Source organism: Flavobacterium inviolabile (genome assembly GCF_013389455.1).
In the GTDB taxonomy this organism is placed as follows: Bacteria; Bacteroidota; Bacteroidia; order Flavobacteriales; family Flavobacteriaceae; genus Flavobacterium; species Flavobacterium inviolabile.
This window is the reverse complement of record NZ_CP058278.1, coordinates 296574-313130: the sequence shown is the minus strand read 5'-3', so window position 1 is coordinate 313130 and position 16557 is coordinate 296574. Positions and strand designations below refer to the sequence as shown.

Annotated in this window: 11 protein-coding genes; 8 read left to right on the top strand and 3 right to left on the bottom strand. The window is 40.1% G+C overall.

Translation table 11 applies throughout. The features are described 5' to 3' along the window. The first annotated feature begins 64 nt into the window (after positions 1-64). Positions 65-2164, top strand: coding sequence for a peptidylprolyl isomerase (locus tag HW120_RS01355; protein WP_177730094.1), 2100 nt, complete (start codon positions 65-67; stop codon positions 2162-2164). Positions 2165-2224: 60 nt separating this feature from the next. Here the strand turns inward: HW120_RS01355 and HW120_RS01350 are convergent, their stop codons facing one another. Together HW120_RS01350 and HW120_RS01345 are read right to left on the bottom strand one after the other, a co-directional pair. Further along, complete coding sequence (locus tag HW120_RS01350) at positions 2225-3142, bottom strand: GYDIA family GHMP kinase (protein ID WP_177730093.1); 918 nt, start codon at positions 3140-3142, stop codon at positions 2225-2227. 5 nt (positions 3143-3147) lie between these two features. Further along, positions 3148-4464, bottom strand: coding sequence for a hydroxymethylglutaryl-CoA reductase, degradative (locus HW120_RS01345; RefSeq protein ID WP_177730092.1), 1317 nt, complete (start codon positions 4462-4464; stop codon positions 3148-3150). Between the two features lie 209 nt (positions 4465-4673). On the opposite strand from HW120_RS01345, the gene HW120_RS01340 reads away from it, so the two are divergent. The 7 genes from HW120_RS01340 to HW120_RS01310 are packed head-to-tail and all read left to right on the top strand — an operon-like array spanning position 4674 to position 14504. Further along, complete coding sequence (locus HW120_RS01340) at positions 4674-6845, top strand: S9 family peptidase (RefSeq protein ID WP_177730091.1); 2172 nt, start codon at positions 4674-4676, stop codon at positions 6843-6845. Positions 6846-6880: 35 nt separating this feature from the next. Beyond that, the gene (locus tag HW120_RS01335) at positions 6881-8557 is read left to right on the top strand and encodes a peptide MFS transporter (protein WP_177730090.1); all 1677 of its coding nucleotides are present in this window, start codon (positions 6881-6883) and stop codon (positions 8555-8557) included. A 23-nt stretch (positions 8558-8580) separates the two neighbouring features. After that, positions 8581-10239, top strand: a complete 1659-nt coding sequence (locus HW120_RS01330; RefSeq protein WP_177730089.1) for a peptide MFS transporter — start codon at positions 8581-8583, stop codon at positions 10237-10239. 3 nt (positions 10240-10242) lie between these two features. Then, positions 10243-11754, top strand: coding sequence for a peptide MFS transporter (locus HW120_RS01325; RefSeq protein ID WP_177730088.1), 1512 nt, complete (start codon positions 10243-10245; stop codon positions 11752-11754). A gap of 24 nt (positions 11755-11778) precedes the next feature. After that, the gene (locus tag HW120_RS01320; RefSeq protein WP_177730087.1) at positions 11779-13548 is read left to right on the top strand and encodes a peptide MFS transporter; all 1770 of its coding nucleotides are present in this window, start codon (positions 11779-11781) and stop codon (positions 13546-13548) included. Between the two features lie 15 nt (positions 13549-13563). Beyond that, a complete protein-coding gene (locus HW120_RS01315; protein WP_177730086.1) occupies positions 13564-14037 on the top strand; it encodes a thioredoxin family protein in 474 nt (157 codons plus the stop codon). 8 nt (positions 14038-14045) lie between these two features. Continuing rightward, entirely contained in the window at positions 14046-14504 is a 459-nt protein-coding gene (locus HW120_RS01310) for a thioredoxin family protein (RefSeq protein WP_177730085.1), read from the top strand. Here HW120_RS01310 and HW120_RS01305 read toward each other — a convergent pair. Next, on the bottom strand, positions 14501-16531 hold the full coding sequence (locus tag HW120_RS01305) for a ComEC/Rec2 family competence protein (RefSeq protein WP_177730084.1): 2031 nt from the start codon (positions 16529-16531) through the stop codon (positions 14501-14503). The genes HW120_RS01310 and HW120_RS01305 overlap by 4 nt on opposite strands. Positions 16532-16557 lie beyond the last annotated feature (26 nt).

Here is a 16557-nt window from a genome sequence, read left to right as displayed (position 1 = left end):
ATCTTTTATTATTAAATAGATAATTGTATTTTCGCCCACTGAATAAAAAAAATAATCATATAAGATGGCAGTTTTATCAAAAATTAGACAACGTTCGATTCTTTTAATTGGGGTTATCGGATTTTGTTTGTTAGCATTCGTAGTTGGTGACGTTATCAACAGCGGAGGGTTTAGACAAAGTTCACGTAACGTGGGGAGTGTTAATGGAGTAGATATCTCAGCTCAGGAATTTTTGCAGAAAGTAGCAATGGCCGAAAAAAACGGTCAGGGAATTACGAATACGCAAGCTTCAAACGGAGTTTGGGATCAGGAAGTTAAGCAAATCCTTCTAGGTGCTGAATTTGAAAAATTAGGATTGAAAATCGGAAAAGACCAAATGGTTAATGTTATCAAACAAAACCCGAATTTCGCACAGGATCCAAGATTCTTAAATGCTGCCGGTCAATTTGATAATAATAAATTCAACGAATTCGTAGCGAGCATCCGTTCGTCTCAGCCGGATCAGTGGAAAAACTGGTTGGATTATGAGAAACAATTGGAGCAGATGGCAACCGAGCAAATGTACTATACCATGATCAAAGCGGGTCTTGTAGTTACTAAAAATGACGGTAAAGAAGCTTACGGAAGAGAAAATAACAAAGTTAACTTTGATTATGTAGCCGTTCCTTATACAACAATCAATGACGATCAGGTGAAAGTTTCTGATACTGAAATCATGGATTATGTTAAGAAAAACAGCAAAAAATATAAATCAGACTTTTCTCGTGAAGTGGAGTATGTTTTCTTTGAAAACAAACCTTCAAAAGAAGATGAGGCTGAAATGAAAACAACAATTACCGGATTATTATCAGGTAAAGTGGTTTACAATGAAAAAACTGGTACTAACGATACCTTACCTGGATTCAAAGGTGCTAAAAACGTAGAAGAGTTTGTAAATGCAAATTCGGATGTAAAATTCGATTCTTCTTATGTAGCTAAAAAAGACCTTCCTTTAGAAAACCAGGAGCAATTATTCAACCTTCCGGTTGGAGAAGTTTTCGGACCATACATTCATGACGGTTACTACTGTCTTTCTAAAATGATGGGGAGAAAAGGAAATGCTACTGCAAAAGCAAGCCACATTTTAGTTGGATTTGCCGGTAAAATGCCAGGTATTACAAGAACTAAAGAAGAAGCAAAAGCAAAAGCAGAAGACTTGTTAAAACAAGCTTTGGCTAATCCTGCAAACTTTGCAATGTTGGCGATGACCAATACAGATGATCCGGGTTCTAAACAAACAGGTGGTGAGTATGACAACATCAGACCGGGACAAATGGTAAAAACATTCAACGATTTCGTTTTCAACAACCCGGTTGGAAAAATCGGATTGGTTGAAACAGAATACGGATACCACGTTATCAAAATCACCGATAAATATGATGCGGTTCGTTTAGCGACAATTGCACAAAAAATCGAGCCGTCTGAGGCAACTGCTGATGCGATTTACGTAAAAGCTACAAAATTAGAAGCAGAAGCTGCTGATAAAGATTTTGACAAAGTAGCTAAAGAAATGGGATTAGCGGTAGTACCGGCTATGAACGTTAAAGCTACAGACGAAAGCTTACCGGGAATTCAAAATCAAAGACAAATCGTACTTTGGGCTTTCAATAAAGATACTAAAGAAGGAGCGGTTAAGAAATTTGACAACTTGGAAGGACACATCATTGCGAAATTGAAAACTAAAAACGAAACAGGTTTCATTGGTTTAGAAGAAGCAAAACAAGTGGTAGCGCCAATCTTAAGAAACCAGAAAAAAGCAGAATTGATCAAAGCTAAAATGACTGGTTCTACTTTAGAAGCAGTAGCTCAGAAATCGGGCGCAACTGTTGGACTGGCTACTAATGTAACACTTGATAACCCAAGTATTCCAAATATCGGTCAGGAGCCAAAAGTTGTTGGTACGGCATTTGGATTAGGAAACGGTAAAACGTCAAAATTAATTGAAGGACAAATGGCTGTTTTCATGATCAGAACAAAAGATGTAGTGAAAGCTCCGGCTTTACCAAACTACTCTTCTTATATCACTAAGATCAAGACACAAACACAGGGAGCTTCTACTTACAGAGTTACTGCTGCACTTAAAGCTGCTGCAAAAATCGAAGACGAAAGAGCGAATCTGCAATAGTCAAATGAGCATATACAAAAAAGGCATCCGATCGGATGCCTTTTTTTATGGTTTGTTTTTTTATAAAATCATTTCAGAATAAGGAATGATAACCGGAAAACCTTTGTCTTTAAAATACTCTTCCGGATTGTTTTTGGAAACCGCCAGCACAAAATCGCCGCCCCAGGCGCCAAGACTTTTAAGGATACCTTTAAAATCATAGAAGAAACGTTCTTTTACCGTTTCCATTTCTAAAATATCACTCAGCAGGATCTCGTGTTTTTCAAGCAGCGTTCCAAATTGCTGCAAATCGTTAGTGGCGGCTATAGCCGTTGTAATAGCGTCAATTTTAGGGATCATCGTGTCAATCCGGTGCTGTTTGTTGTAATAGCTCATGATAGCTGATTTACTGCTTTGCTTGTGGTTGAGATACACAAAGTACAGATTGCCGGTAAAGTCCGGATTAAAATCCAGCGCAGTAACGACCGGTGCTTTATCGGAATCCAGCCGGTATAAAATTGGCGTATTGTGCTGTGCACAGGCAATATCGTATCCGCTTCCGCCAAAACTGGCTTCCAGCAGCTTGTAAGCGTCAATGTTGAGCCATTGGGCAATATTGTTAATCAGGGTTGAAGAAGTGCCTAATCCCCACAAACGCGGAAATGTAAGCGTAGTGGTAATGGTATAGCCGTTTGCATCGTTCAGGAAATCCGGATTCAGGATGTTCGCTTCATGCAGTATGTCAATAAGCGTATTCTTAATGCCCGCTTCTGTACCGGCATGCTCTTTCCGGATAATGCTTTCAAATGAAATATCATCTTCAAACCATACGCTCGAATCGTTGTCGTAGCTTTTCCAGGAAATCGTTTGCTTTTTACCTTCTTCAATTTGAAGGTACTGCCCGAATTTTGTAGGCAAAGCAATGGCTGTTGCGCCATCGAGCACCATATATTCTGCGGTGAGCAAAAGCTTTCCGTTACTGTAAAAAGTTTTTTTCAAAGTAATTATGATCTTAGTTGTGCTAAATAATCCACTACAGCAGAATGACTAACCGTATGGTGCTCAAAATGAGCGACTACGTTTTGACGTTCTGCTTCGGTAGCATTAAACTGGTTTAAAATATTCATCAGGTGCATTTTCATGTGCCCCTGTTGGATTCCGGTAGTTGTTAAGGAACGCAAAGCGGCAAAATTTTGTGCCAGTCCGGCAACCGCTACCACCTGCATTAACTCTTCGGCAGTAGGATTTCCTAATAATTCCAGCGCTACCTTTACTAGCGGATGTAATCCGGTTAAACCGCCAACGGTTCCCAAAGCCAGTGGAATTTCCATCCAGAAGGTAAAAATCCCGTTTTCAACTTTGGCATGCGAAAGACTGCTGTATTTTCCGTTTCGGGAAGCATACGCATGAACGCCGGCTTCCACTGCACGGAAATCGTTTCCGGTGGCAATTACAACCGCATCAATACCGTTCATGATCCCTTTATTGTGGGTAACCGCACGGTAAGGCTCGATTTCGGCGATCTGTACGGCACGGATAAATTTTTCGGCAAACTCTTCCTGCGAAATGTGTTTGTCTTCTTTCAGATCCGAAACCGGGCAGGACACTTCGGCACGAACAATGCAGTTCGGTACGTAATTGGACAAGATGCTCATCACAACCTGAAGCTGTTTTTCGGTTTCCGAAAATAAAGCATACGTTAGCGCTTCTTCTTTTAAGGTCTTGGCAAACTGTTCCAGGCAGGAGTTGATAAAATTGGCTCCCATGCTGTCTTTGGTGTTAAAAGTAGCATGCAGCTGGAAATAATGTTCCAGTTCGGCTGTTTTGTCGCGCAGGACGATGTCTAAAATTCCGCCGCCCCGTTTTTGCATGTTTTTGGTAATGCTTTCGGTGTCGGAAAAGAATTTTGGTTTGATATCCTGAAAGAAAGTTTTCAGTTTTTGGGTATCTCCTTTATAGATAAAATGAACCTGGCCTATTTTTTCGGTGTTCAATACCGTAGTTTTAAAACCACCGCGGTTGGACCAGAATTTTGCTGCTTTTGCAGCGGCAGCCACAACAGAACTCTCTTCGATGGCCATCGGGATCGTTGTGTTTTTCCCGTTAATCAGGAAATTTGGCGCCACGCCCAGCGGAAGATAAAAATTGGAAATGGTATTCTCGATAAATTCATCGTGAAGCTTTTGTAAAGCAGCATCGGAATTCCAATATTGGGTAATGATCTGTTTCGCATGTTCAGGATTGGCAAAATGGGTATTGGCAATCCAGTTTATTTTTTCGTCTTTCGATAACTTCGAAAATCCAGCAATAGCTTTCGTCATTTTTTCTTCTTCTTGAATTCTACTGCAAAGATATGATTTCGATAATGCAATTGAAGATAATTTTCAGAAGGCTTTTTTGAAGGAAATATAATTGTAAAATCTTAAAATATAGCACTCAAAATGGAATTGAAATTTTGCTTTTAACACAATAAGTTATGGCTAATTGATAAATTTTCACTAAAATTGGAAGTTTTTTACCATTTGACAAAATGAAACACTTTAAAAAATCGTTATTTTTGTTGTTACTGACTTCATTATCAGTAGTTGCTCAGCAAAAAATCACCTTAGAAGAGATTTGGGGTGGGGCTTTCAGGACGCAGGGAATGACTGCTTTAGAAGCCATGAAGAATACTAATCAGTATACTGTACTTAATTTTGACCGGAGTACAAAATCATCACAAATAGATTTGTATGATTTTGCGACTTTAAACAAAGTTGCGACATTAATTGATTCTAAAGACTTCAAAGAATTACAGGGAATTGACAGCTATACGTTCAATGCCGACGAAAAGAAAATTTTAATTGCAAACAATTCCGATCAGATTTTTCGTCATTCCTTCGTAGCAGATTATTTTATCTACGACACTGCTGCAAAAACACTAACCAAACTTGCCGATTATAAAGTACAGGAGCCTACTTTCTCTCCGGACGGAACTAAAATCGGATATGCTTACGGAAACAACCTGTATGTATATGACCTGGCAACTAAAAAACACACTCAGATCACAAAAGACGGAAAGAAAAATCATATCATCAACGGTATTACGGATTGGGTATATGAAGAAGAATTTTCTTTTGTGCGTGCTTTCGACTGGAATGCCGGAAGTGATAAAATCGGATTTATCCGTTTTGATGAAACAGAGGTTCCGGAATTCTCCATGGATATGTACAACCAGGGATTATACCCAACGCAGGATGTTTTTAAATATCCGAAAGCAGGAGAGAAGAATGCAGTGGTTTCCTTACACATCTACGATGTAAAATCGGGAACAACTAAAAAAGTTAACTTAGATAACTATAACGATTTCTATATTGCCCGTATCAAATGGACCAATGAGACCAATACGTTAAGTGCCCAGGTACTGAACAGACACCAGAACAATCTGGATCTATTGTTTGTTGATGGAAATTCGGCAACGGCAAAAGTGGTGTTGAATGAGAAAGACAAAGCTTATGTGGATGTAACGGACAATTTAACGTTCTTAAAAGACAACAGTTTTATCTGGACAAGCGAAAAAGACGGATTCAATCAGATCTATCACTACGCTAAAACCGGAAAACTGATTAACCAGATAACCAAAGGAAACTGGGAAGTAACCAACTACTACGGATTTAATGAAAAAACCGGAACCATTTTCTACCAGTCTACAGAAAACGGATCGATTAACAGAGACGTTTACAGTGTTAAACTAACCGGAAAAGACAAAAAGCGTTTAACGGAACTAACCGGAACAAACAGCGCTACTTTCAGCCCGAACTTCGAATACTTCATCAACTCTTTTTCGAGTGCTAAAAACGCGCCGAAACACACACTGCACGAAACAAAAACCGGTAAGCTTGTTAAAACGATCGTATCCAACGAAGCTTTGGAAAGCAAACTGGCGAAATATGATTTGCCAACAAAAGAATTTTTTGTTTTAACAACAGAAAAAGGAAACCAGCTGAATGCCTGGATAATCAAACCAAAAGACTTTGACCCGAATAAAAAATATCCGGTATTCATGTACCAGTATTCTGGACCGGGTTCCCAGCAGGTAAACAACGACTGGAACGGAACGGATGATTATTGGTTTATGATGTTAACCCAGCAAGGCTATATCGTGGCTTGTGTGGACGGACGCGGAACCGGTTTTAAAGGAGCAGAATTTAAAAAATGCACCTACAAAGAACTGGGTAAATTTGAAGTAGAAGATCAGATTGATGCTGCAAAAGTAATTGGAAACTATGCTTATGTAGACAAAACCAGAATCGGTATTTTTGGATGGAGCTACGGTGGATTCATGTCGTCCAACTGTATTTTCCAGGGAAGTGATACTTTCAAAATGGCTATTGCCGTTGCACCGGTTACCAGCTGGAGATATTATGACAGTGTTTATACAGAAAGATATATGCAGACGCCTCAGGAGAATGCCTCAGGATATGACAACAATTCACCTATTAACCATGTGAGCAAATTAAAAGGAAACTTCCTTTTGGTTCACGGAACTGCCGATGATAATGTGCATGTACAAAATACCATGAAAATGGTAGAAGCTTTGGTACAGGCAAACAAACAATTTGACTGGGCAATTTATCCGGATAAAAATCACGGTATCTACGGTGGAAAAACACGTTTGCAGTTGTACACTAAAATGACCAACTTTATCAAAGAGAAGTTATAATATAAAACCAAACCAAAAAACCAAAAACAATACAAATGAGCGAAAAGACAGTAAAACAAGGACATCCAAAAGGACTTTGGGTATTATTCGGAACCGAAATGTGGGAGCGGTTCAACTTCTATGGAATGAGAGCATTGTTAACCTTATTCCTGGTTAACTCGTTAATGATGAAAGAAGAGGAAGCTTCCTTAATTTATGGTGGATTTCTTGGTTTATGCTATCTGACACCAATGTTGGGCGGTTTTATCTCCGACAGATTTTTAGGAAACAGAAACTGTATCATGCTGGGCGGGTCTTTAATGGCTATCGGACAGTTATTGCTTTTTACCAGTGCAACCGTATTCCCGTCTAACTTAGAGTTGGCAAAAACATTGATGTATGCTGCATTAGGTGTTATTATTTTCGGTAACGGATTCTTCAAACCGAATATTTCCAGTATGGTGGGAAGTTTGTATCCAAAAGAAGAAAAAAGCAAATTGGATACGGCTTTTACGATTTTCTACATGGGAATCAACATCGGAGCATTTTTAGGACAATTTATCTGTCCTATTGTTGGTGACGTTAAGGATGCAGGCGGAATGAGGGATATCCATGCGTTTAAATGGGGATTCCTTGCGGCTGCATTAGCAATGGCAATTGGTACCGCAGTATTCTTCTTCCTTAAAAACAAATATGTGGTAACGCCGGAAGGAAAACCGTTAGGAGGATTGCCTTCAGGACATAATGCGGCTGACTTTGAAGAAGGAGAAGCACAAAAAGCAGAATTCTCTTCCCTGTCATTAATCATTGCCGTTATTGCATTTGTAGGATTAGGATTTTTCTTCCATTATGTATTTGGACAAAACGTAATTTACTCGTTAATCTATTCCAGTGGTTTAACATTGGCAGGATTGATTTTATCGGATAAATCATTAACTAAAATTGAAAGAGACAGAATTTTAGTAATCTATATTGTTTCTTTCTTCGTGATCTTCTTCTGGGCTGCTTTCGAACAGGCAGGTTCTTCGTTAACCTTTATTGCCGATAACCAGACCGACAGAAACTTCTTCGGATGGCAGATGCCGCCGTCAATGGTGCAGATTTTCAACGGTTTATTCGTGGTGATGCTTGCAGTACCATTCAGTATCCTATGGGATAAATTAAGAGCAAAAGGAAACGAGCCGATTTCGCCAATGAAACAGGCTTTCGGATTAATGCTGATCGCAGTGAGTTATTTTATCATTGCTTACAATGTAAAAGATTTAGGAAACAGCGGATTGTTAGCCATCAAATGGTTAATCTTATTATACCTGATCCAGACGTGTGGGGAATTGTGTTTATCACCAATCGGACTATCATTGGTAGGTAAATTATCGCCAAAACGTTTTGCATCATTATTATACGGTGTATTCTTCCTGTCAAATGCTTCAGGATATGCTTTAGCAGGAACATTAGGATCTATTTTGCCGGCTACCGGAGACAAATTCAAAAAAGCAGAGGAGCTTGGAATCGACCTTCAGGCAGTATTGGATAAAACCGTTACACCAACGGCTGAGCAGTTAAAATTATTAGCAGACAATCAAATCAGCGCACAATACCGTGTTTTTGCCGGATTTGAGATCCATAACCTATTCGAATTCTTTATGGTATTCGTGATATTGTGTGGTGCTGCATCTGTTGTTTTATTCTTATTAACTCCGGTTCTTAAGAAAATGATGCACGGAGTAAAATAATTTTAATGCTTAAATAACAATATATGTGGAATAAACATCCCAAAGCTTTACCGTTTTTATTCTTGTCAGAAATGTGGGAACGTTTCGGCTACTATTTAATGATCGGAATTTTTACATTGTATTTAAAAGATGTAGAAGCCGGCTTTGCAATGACCGAAAAAGAAGCTTCTGATTTATACGGAACTTTTATTGCTTTAGTATTTCTTACTCCATTTATAGGTGGATTAGTAGCAGACCGCTACTTAGGTTACAGAAAATCAATTATCATAGGCGGAATATTAATGGGAATAGGGTACTTCCTGATGGGAGTACACTCCATTACCGTCTTATATATAGCCATGACACTGGTTATTTTAGGGAACGGTTTCTTTAAACCGAATATCTCGACCTTATTAGGGAACTTCTATTCCAAAGAAGAATACAAAGACAAAAAGGACGAAGGCTACAATATTTTCTATATGGGAATTAATGTAGGTGCTTTTATCTGTAACTTCTTTGGTGCTGCTTTGCAGATCCTTTTAGGGTGGCATTGGGCCTTTATGGCTGCCGGAGTGGGAATGTTTATCGGAGTATTGATATTCATGTCCGGAACCAAACACTATATAGGTTACGATCAGAAAAAAGGAGTACAGGAAGGCGACATGCCGTTCTGGAAAATTATACTGTTCATCCTGGTACCGTCTGCGGTATTTGGCGTAATCGGCTGGTTGTTGAAAGGCGTGGCTTCCGATGCGAATCCGGACAGCTATATCTTCGGTTCCGATAGCACCGATGCCTTTATCTTTGCGTGTATTCCGGTTGTATTATTTTATGCCAGTTTGTATTTCAAAGCAAAAACAGAGGACAAAAGACCAATTGCAGCACTTTTAGCGATTTTTGGTGTGGTAATCCTGTTCTGGGCAGTATTCAAATTAAACGGATCGGCACTGACTACCTGGGCAGACCGTTATACCGACAGGCAGACAACCGAAACAACCGCAAATGTGTTTAACGGGTTGAAACTGGCAAAGCAGGTTGAATTTAAAAAAGACTCTGTTGAACTATACGACGACCAGTTCCGACTGCAAAAAGAAAACGGCGTAGTCAAAAAAGAAGTAAACTATCCGTTATATTTTAGAAATGTAGCACCGGAAAAACTGCCTCAGGAAGGTTCCACAGTAAGCTTGTGGGCGACCAACTTAAGTCAGTCCATAAATCCGGGATGGGTTATTATTTTAACACCGTTAGTGGTTGCATTCTTTACCTTTTTAAGAAACCGTAAAAAAGAACCGTCAACACCAACCAAAATTGCTTTCGGATTATTGATCTCCGCCTTATCGGTACTGGTAATGATTGCCGCGGTAAAAATGGGGAACAACGGAACCGAAAAAGTAAGTGTTTGGTGGCTGGTTGCCAATTATGGTATTATTACCATCGGAGAATTATTCTTAAGCCCTATGGGACTATCGGTAGTGTCCAAACTGAGTCCTACCAACATTACCTCGTTAATGATGGGCGGCTGGTTTTTGGCAACATCTATCGGAAATAAACTAAGTGGAGTATTAGCCAGTATGTGGGATACTTATGAAGATAAAACAGATTTCTTCTGGGTAAATTTCAGTCTTTTATTAGTGGCATCGTTAATGATGTTTGTACTGTTGAAATGGTTGAATGCGATTATGAAAGAAAAAGGAATTAATTAAACTATGAATACAAACTCGACTTTAGAGGAAATACAGAATTTTAAAGGCAAGTACCCCAAACAATTGTGGTACTTGTTTTTTAGTGAAATGTGGGAGCGCTTTAGCTTCTACGGAATGAGAGGGATGCTGGTTATCTTTATGGTAAACCAGTTAACAATGAATGAAACGGTAGCCAACCTGCAATATGGCGCTACCCAGGCTTTTGTTTATGCCTTTACCTTTATCGGCGGTTTGTTTGCCGATAAGATTCTGGGGTACCGCAAATCCCTTTTCTGGGGTGGACTGTTAATGATCGTCGGAAGTATTATTCTGGCGGTAGATCCCAAACAATTCTTCTTCTTCGGAATCAGCTTTACCATTGTAGGAACCGGATTCTTCAAACCGAATATCTCCACGATGGTCGGAAAACTGTACCGTGATGACGACAACAGAAGAGATGCCGGATTCTCCCTGTTTTATGCAGGAGTGAATTTAGGAGCGCTGATAGGCGGTTATATCTGTATCGCTGTGGCAAATGGAAGCATGTTAAGCTCTTTTATTCCGGAACACCTGAGATGGAATGTAGCATTCGGATTTGCATCAATTGTGATGATTATCAGTTTGCTGACGTTTACACAAACTCAGAAAAGTCTGGGTGAAATAGGACTGTCGCCATTGCTGAATCTGGAAACGTCTAAAAGAAAAATGTATGAATATGCGACTTATATCGGTTCCTTACTGATATTGCCGATTATCATGACCATGGTTTCCAAAACAGAATATACCGATATTTTTATGTATATCATCGGACCGTGTTCTTTATTGTACCTGTTCTATGAAATGAAAAATTATTCCATAGCAGAAAATAAAAAACTTTTGGCGGCTTTGGTATTCATTATCTTTTCCATTTTCTTCTGGGCATTTTTTGAACAGAGCGGTGGTTCTTTGAGCCTTTTTGCAGCCAACAATTTAAATAATACCGTTCTGGGCGTGAAACTGGATCCGAACGGGGTAAACAACTCTTCCAACTCCTTTTTCGTAATTACGTTTGCTGCTTTGGTAGGGATGGTGTGGTTATGGATGGCTAAAAAGAAAATTGAACCAAATACCATAGTGAAATTCGGATTAGGATTCCTGTTTTTAGCCGGAGGTTTTTATGTGTTTTACTATACCAAGTTTTTTGCAGATGCTAACGGGATGACTTCTTTAGACCTGTTTACTCTGGGATGGTTTGTAATTACTTTTGGAGAACTGTGTCTGTCGCCGATTGGAATGTCGGCCATGACAAAACTTTCGCCGCAGAAACTACAGGCAGTTCTGATGGGAATGTGGTTCCTGGCGAGTGCCTACGGACAGTATTTTGCCGGATTATTAGGAGCTAACATTGCCAGCGCTTCGGAGCATGCCACCAACCTGGAAAAACTGACGATCTATGCAGACGGTTACAAACAACTGGCACTGTATGCCCTTATTGCGGGAGTTGTATTAATTGCCATTTCGCCTTTGGTGAAAAAATTAATGCAGGAAGTAAAATAATAATATTAAAATAGAATTGCTATAATGTCGACTGAATCTGCCAATCCGGATTTTTTCAAATCAAAAGTTTTAGGACATCCTTCGGGATTATTTGTACTGTTTTTTACAGAAATGTGGGAACGCTTTTCGTTTTATGGAATGCGGGTACTGCTGGTAAACTTTTTAACGATGGCTGTTGCCGGAGTGGCAATGCCGGGTTGGGGATGGAGTAGTGAAAATGCCGGAGCTTTATTCGGAACCTATGCCGGTTTGCTGTATCTGACCCCTATTCTGGGCGGAATGATCGCCGACCGTTTTATCGGGTACCGCTGGGCGGTAGTTGTCGGTGCCGGAATCATGACACTGGGACATGCCGCTATGGCCATTGAATCGGAATTCATGCTGTATTTCGGATTGGCTTTGCTGGTAATCGGAACCGGTTTTTTTAAACCGAACATGACGTCCATTATCTCCGAAATGTATAAAGACCTGCCGGAGAAAAAGGACGGTGCCTATACCATTTTTTATATGGGGGTAAATGCCGGAGCCTTCTTCGGAATGATGCTTTGCGGCTACCTGGCCGAAAAAGTAGGCTGGAGCTGGGGATTCGGACTTGCCGGAATCTTTATGCTGTTAGGAACGTTGCAGTTCTGGATGGCCAAACCGCTTTTCGGAACAATTGGTGAAGTGCCGAAAAAAGAAAAACGCGAAGCCGCGGCAGCAGCTGCCGAAAAAAGAAACCCTTTTACGACTTTAGATAAAATTCTGATTCTTTTAACATCCGTTATCGGAGTTTTATTTATTTTTAATGACCCGTTATCAAAAATAGGCAATATCAATATCTTACCGCAGGAATTTATTGTTTCCAAAGAAACATTAGCCGGACCATTAGTGGTTATTCTGATCGGATTGGTCTTGTTCCTGTTCCTGATCGTGGGAAGGATTTTACGATATGACAGAATTGTAAGAGACCGGATGTTTGCGTTTATCGTATTTGCATTTTTCACGGTTTTCTTCTGGATGTCTTTTGAACAGGCAGCGACTTCTTTGGTGTTGTTTGCAAGAGATTTCACAGACAGGGCACTCGATGGAAACTCGCTGGTTATTTTCAATACGGTCAATGCCTTGCTAACGATTATTCCGTTAGGGATTATTACCTGGGTATTGGTACTGTTGTTCAAACAAACCAAATCGGTAATTTTAAAATCGAACATCACGCTTTTTGTTTGTTTCGGCTTAATGTGGGGAATTGTTTTGTGGATGCTGTACCGGGAATTTACAAGTGAAAACTCTGAAGTGACCGTTTCGTGGTTCAGTACGCTGAATTCGTTCTTTATCATTGTTTTTGCATCGCTATATACAAAATGGTGGGATAGCAAATACAACCCGAGTGCTGCCGTAAAATACGGATTGGGATTAATCATCATGGGACTTGGTTTTGCAGTGCTGGCTTACGGCTCTTCGGCTATACCGCAGGGAGCAGTGGCAGGAACGGTCAGAGTGAGCATGATCTGGCTTATCCTGGCCTATTTACTGCATACCCTTGGCGAACTATGTCTGGCTCCTGTAGGCTTGTCCTATGTGAGTAAACTGGTTCCGGGCCGGATGATTGCTTTTATGTTCGGAATGTGGTACCTGGCGATTGCCATCGGGAATAAGCTTGCCGCAAGTGTTGGAGGAATGATTGACGATATTGTGAGAGATTATGATATGTCTACCTTCTTTTTAATTTTTACATTTGTACCGTTGGTGGCCGGTGGTATCGTGATACTGTTGAACCCGGTATTGAAAAAATTAATGCACGGCGTAAAATAAATTAAGACCTGATATATGAAAAAAATAGGATTAGTATTGGTTTTTGTTTTGGTAAGCTTTTGGGCTAATGCGCAGGAAGCGGCAACATTAGAATGGCATACCGATGTTAAAAAAGCGGTACAGTTATCGGAAAAAGAAAAAAAACCGCTGTTCTTATTTTTTACAGGAAGTGATTGGTGCGGATGGTGCATCCGCTTGCAGAAAGAAGTTTTTTTACAACCGCAGTTTGTAAGCTGGGCAAAAGAAAATGTTATTTTAGTGGAGCTGGATTTTCCAAGAAGAAAAGCACTGGCACCGGAAGTACAGCAAACAAACAACCAGTTAATGAACATGTTTGGTGTTCGCGGTTATCCTACAGTATGGTTTGTAAAAGCCACTGAAAAAGACGGGAAAATTAATTTTGAAAAATTGGGAAGCTCCGGTTATGTTGCCGGCGGTCCCGCTGTTTGGTTAGAAGGAGCAAATCAGATAATAAAGAATATTAAATAAAAAAGAACATGAAAAAAATACTATTAATGTTATTCCTTACCGTTGGAGCAATAACGGCTCAGGCACAGGAAATCAAATGGATGACATTTGACGAAGCTATTAAAGCACAAAAGAAAAATCCGAAACCGATCTTTATGGACGTGTATACCGATTGGTGCGGGCCATGTAAAATGTTAGATAAAAATACCTTTAGCGATAAAGAAGTAGCCGATTTTGTGAGCAAGAATTACTATGCTGTAAAATTTAATGCAGAAGGAAATTCGGAAGTAAACTATAAAGGTAAAAAATATGCCAATCCGGGTTTTGATCCGAACAGAAGAGGCAGAAACGGTGTTCATGAATTTACCATGTTTTTACAGGTTCAGGGCTATCCGTCTATGTTTATCTTAGATAAAAAAGGGGAGTTAAAAGCACCACTTGTTGGTTACAGAACTCCTGAAGAATTGCTAAAAGATTTAAAAGGTTAATTTGTATTAGCAATTTTATAAAATCCCTTTTTACTCGTAGCGTAAAAAGGGATTTTTGTTTTTTCGCAGCTTTTCTCCCATCGTTTTACATCCGATTTATAATTAGTACCGTCTGCAATAACCAGTTCCGGCTGTAAGGCTGCCATAACTCTTTCCAGATTGATTTTCGGAGAACCCGTCAGGATAATCACATCCGGTTTTCCGCCAACAGCATACAACCCGGAATGATCGATAATAAGGATCTTCCGGTTCCCGTAAAAAAGCAGCTGCTGTAACGGAAAGCAACGCACTTCCGGATTAAACAAACCTTTACGGTACATTTTAAGATTGTAATTGTCTTCAATTAAACTGTCGTTGCTGAAAGCGCGAACGCCGGCCTTTTGTTTTACAGTAATCAAGGTATGCTTCCGGTTGTTAAAAATAACCAGTTCGTCTTTCTGCCGTATATTCGTCAGGGTCACCATATAAACTAACTGCAAAACCATCACGGTAACCAGCCACCCGGCAAACCGGGGAAAGCTCTTTTTCCGCAGCCAGAGCAAAAAGAAAATAAGGCTCAGGTACAGGCTGATCATCAGCAAAAAAGTAAATGGAATATCTTTGATAACAAAATCTTTAAAAGAGGCAACCCAGGCAATATAATCATTCATCACTTCAATTAAAAAAGAAAGCAGGCGCCCGAAAAATACCGCAACAGCAGCAGAAACAAAATTCAGAACCAGGACGAATATTCCCAGGATCAGGATAACCGTAGAAAGCGGTATCACAACCAGATTGGCCAGCAGGAAGAGTGACGGAACCTGGTTAAAGTAATACAAACACAGTGGCATCACACCAATTTGCGCGGCCAGAGAAATAAGGGCAGTGTCCGTAAAATAATGGAGGATCCGGTTTTTGCCAAACTTTATTTTCCGGTAAAATGGCTGCAGCCAGACAATAGCAAAAACGGCAATATAGCTCAGCTGAAAACCAACATCGAAAAGAAAATCCGGTTTAAACAGCAGCAACAGCAATACGGATACCGCCAGCGAATTGTAAATATTAGCTGTCCTGTTCAGGAATAGCCCGAAACTAATGATGCTGAACATCGTCACGGACCGGACAACAGATGCCGAAAGTCCGGATAGTATGGCAAAGATCCAAAGAAAAGAAAGCACGGATACTAATTGCAGGATATTGCCCTTTTTGTGCTTTTTAAGCGGTTTAATTATAAAAAGCAGCATTCCGTATAAAACGGCAATATGAAGTCCGGAAATGGCAAGGATATGCACCACGCCGGCATCGGTATAACTGCTCGATGTTTCTTTTTCCATATCCTGTCGCTGTCCGAGAAGTAAAGCGTCAATAACATGCTGCACTTCCGGCCGGAAATGATGTATGGAAAAACCGGAAAGCAGTTTGTCGCGGTAGCGGGCAGTATAAAAATCAAAATTTCTTTTTTGGCCGGTCTTTACAAAATTACCGCTATCCAGGTGCAGCTGGTGGAACACATTTTGCTTTTCCATATACGCGGCATAATCAAAATGGTAAGGATTAATGGCTCTGGGAATGAGGGTTACAGGACCGTTGAGCAACAACACATCACCAATGGCCGGCTGTTCTATGGCAGTTGTTTTCGGGATGTTTAGCAGTAACGTTCCGAAAACCGGATGCCGGTTTATTTCGGTAATGGTAAAATAGTACTTTTCGGCAAAAGCGTTGGGTTTTAAACGTTCGGAAAGTGTTCCCCGGATTTCATTACGGTCTTCTTTCAGATAACGGGTATAATGCCGCGGGTGATTTGGTTCATAATGAACATGATGCACGAAGCTTCCGGCAGCAAAAGAAAACAGGCAGAGCGTTAAGCCGAAATAATTTTTCTGTAAAAAATCTTTTTGTGAAAAATAATAGCTCAGGCAGAAGATAAAGCCGGAAACACTGCAAAACAGCAGCAGGTTGTTTGTGTCGGGCTTCCGGTAAAAATCATAGAGTATGCCCGATACAAAAAAGAATACAATCGCTATTATGGGATATCGCAATACCTTCATAAATTCTAAGGTATTGAAAAATAGCG

Excerpts from the sequence above, each read along its gene's own strand:
- HW120_RS01355 (WP_177730094.1), top strand. The coding sequence starts at position 65 with ATGGCAGTTTTATCAAAAATTAGACAACGTTCGATTCTTTTAATTGGG.
- HW120_RS01345 (WP_177730092.1), bottom strand. The coding sequence starts at position 4,464 with ATGACGAAAGCTATTGCTGGATTTTCGAAGTTATCGAAAGACGAAAAA.
- HW120_RS01340 (WP_177730091.1), top strand. The coding sequence starts at position 4,674 with ATGAAACACTTTAAAAAATCGTTATTTTTGTTGTTACTGACTTCATTA.
- HW120_RS01335 (WP_177730090.1), top strand. The coding sequence starts at position 6,881 with ATGAGCGAAAAGACAGTAAAACAAGGACATCCAAAAGGACTTTGGGTA.
- HW120_RS01330 (WP_177730089.1), top strand. The coding sequence starts at position 8,581 with ATGTGGAATAAACATCCCAAAGCTTTACCGTTTTTATTCTTGTCAGAA.
- HW120_RS01325 (WP_177730088.1), top strand. The coding sequence starts at position 10,243 with ATGAATACAAACTCGACTTTAGAGGAAATACAGAATTTTAAAGGCAAG.
- HW120_RS01320 (WP_177730087.1), top strand. The coding sequence starts at position 11,779 with ATGTCGACTGAATCTGCCAATCCGGATTTTTTCAAATCAAAAGTTTTA.
- HW120_RS01315 (WP_177730086.1), top strand. The coding sequence starts at position 13,564 with ATGAAAAAAATAGGATTAGTATTGGTTTTTGTTTTGGTAAGCTTTTGG.
- HW120_RS01310 (WP_177730085.1), top strand. The coding sequence starts at position 14,046 with ATGAAAAAAATACTATTAATGTTATTCCTTACCGTTGGAGCAATAACG.
- HW120_RS01305 (WP_177730084.1), bottom strand. The coding sequence starts at position 16,531 with ATGAAGGTATTGCGATATCCCATAATAGCGATTGTATTCTTTTTTGTA.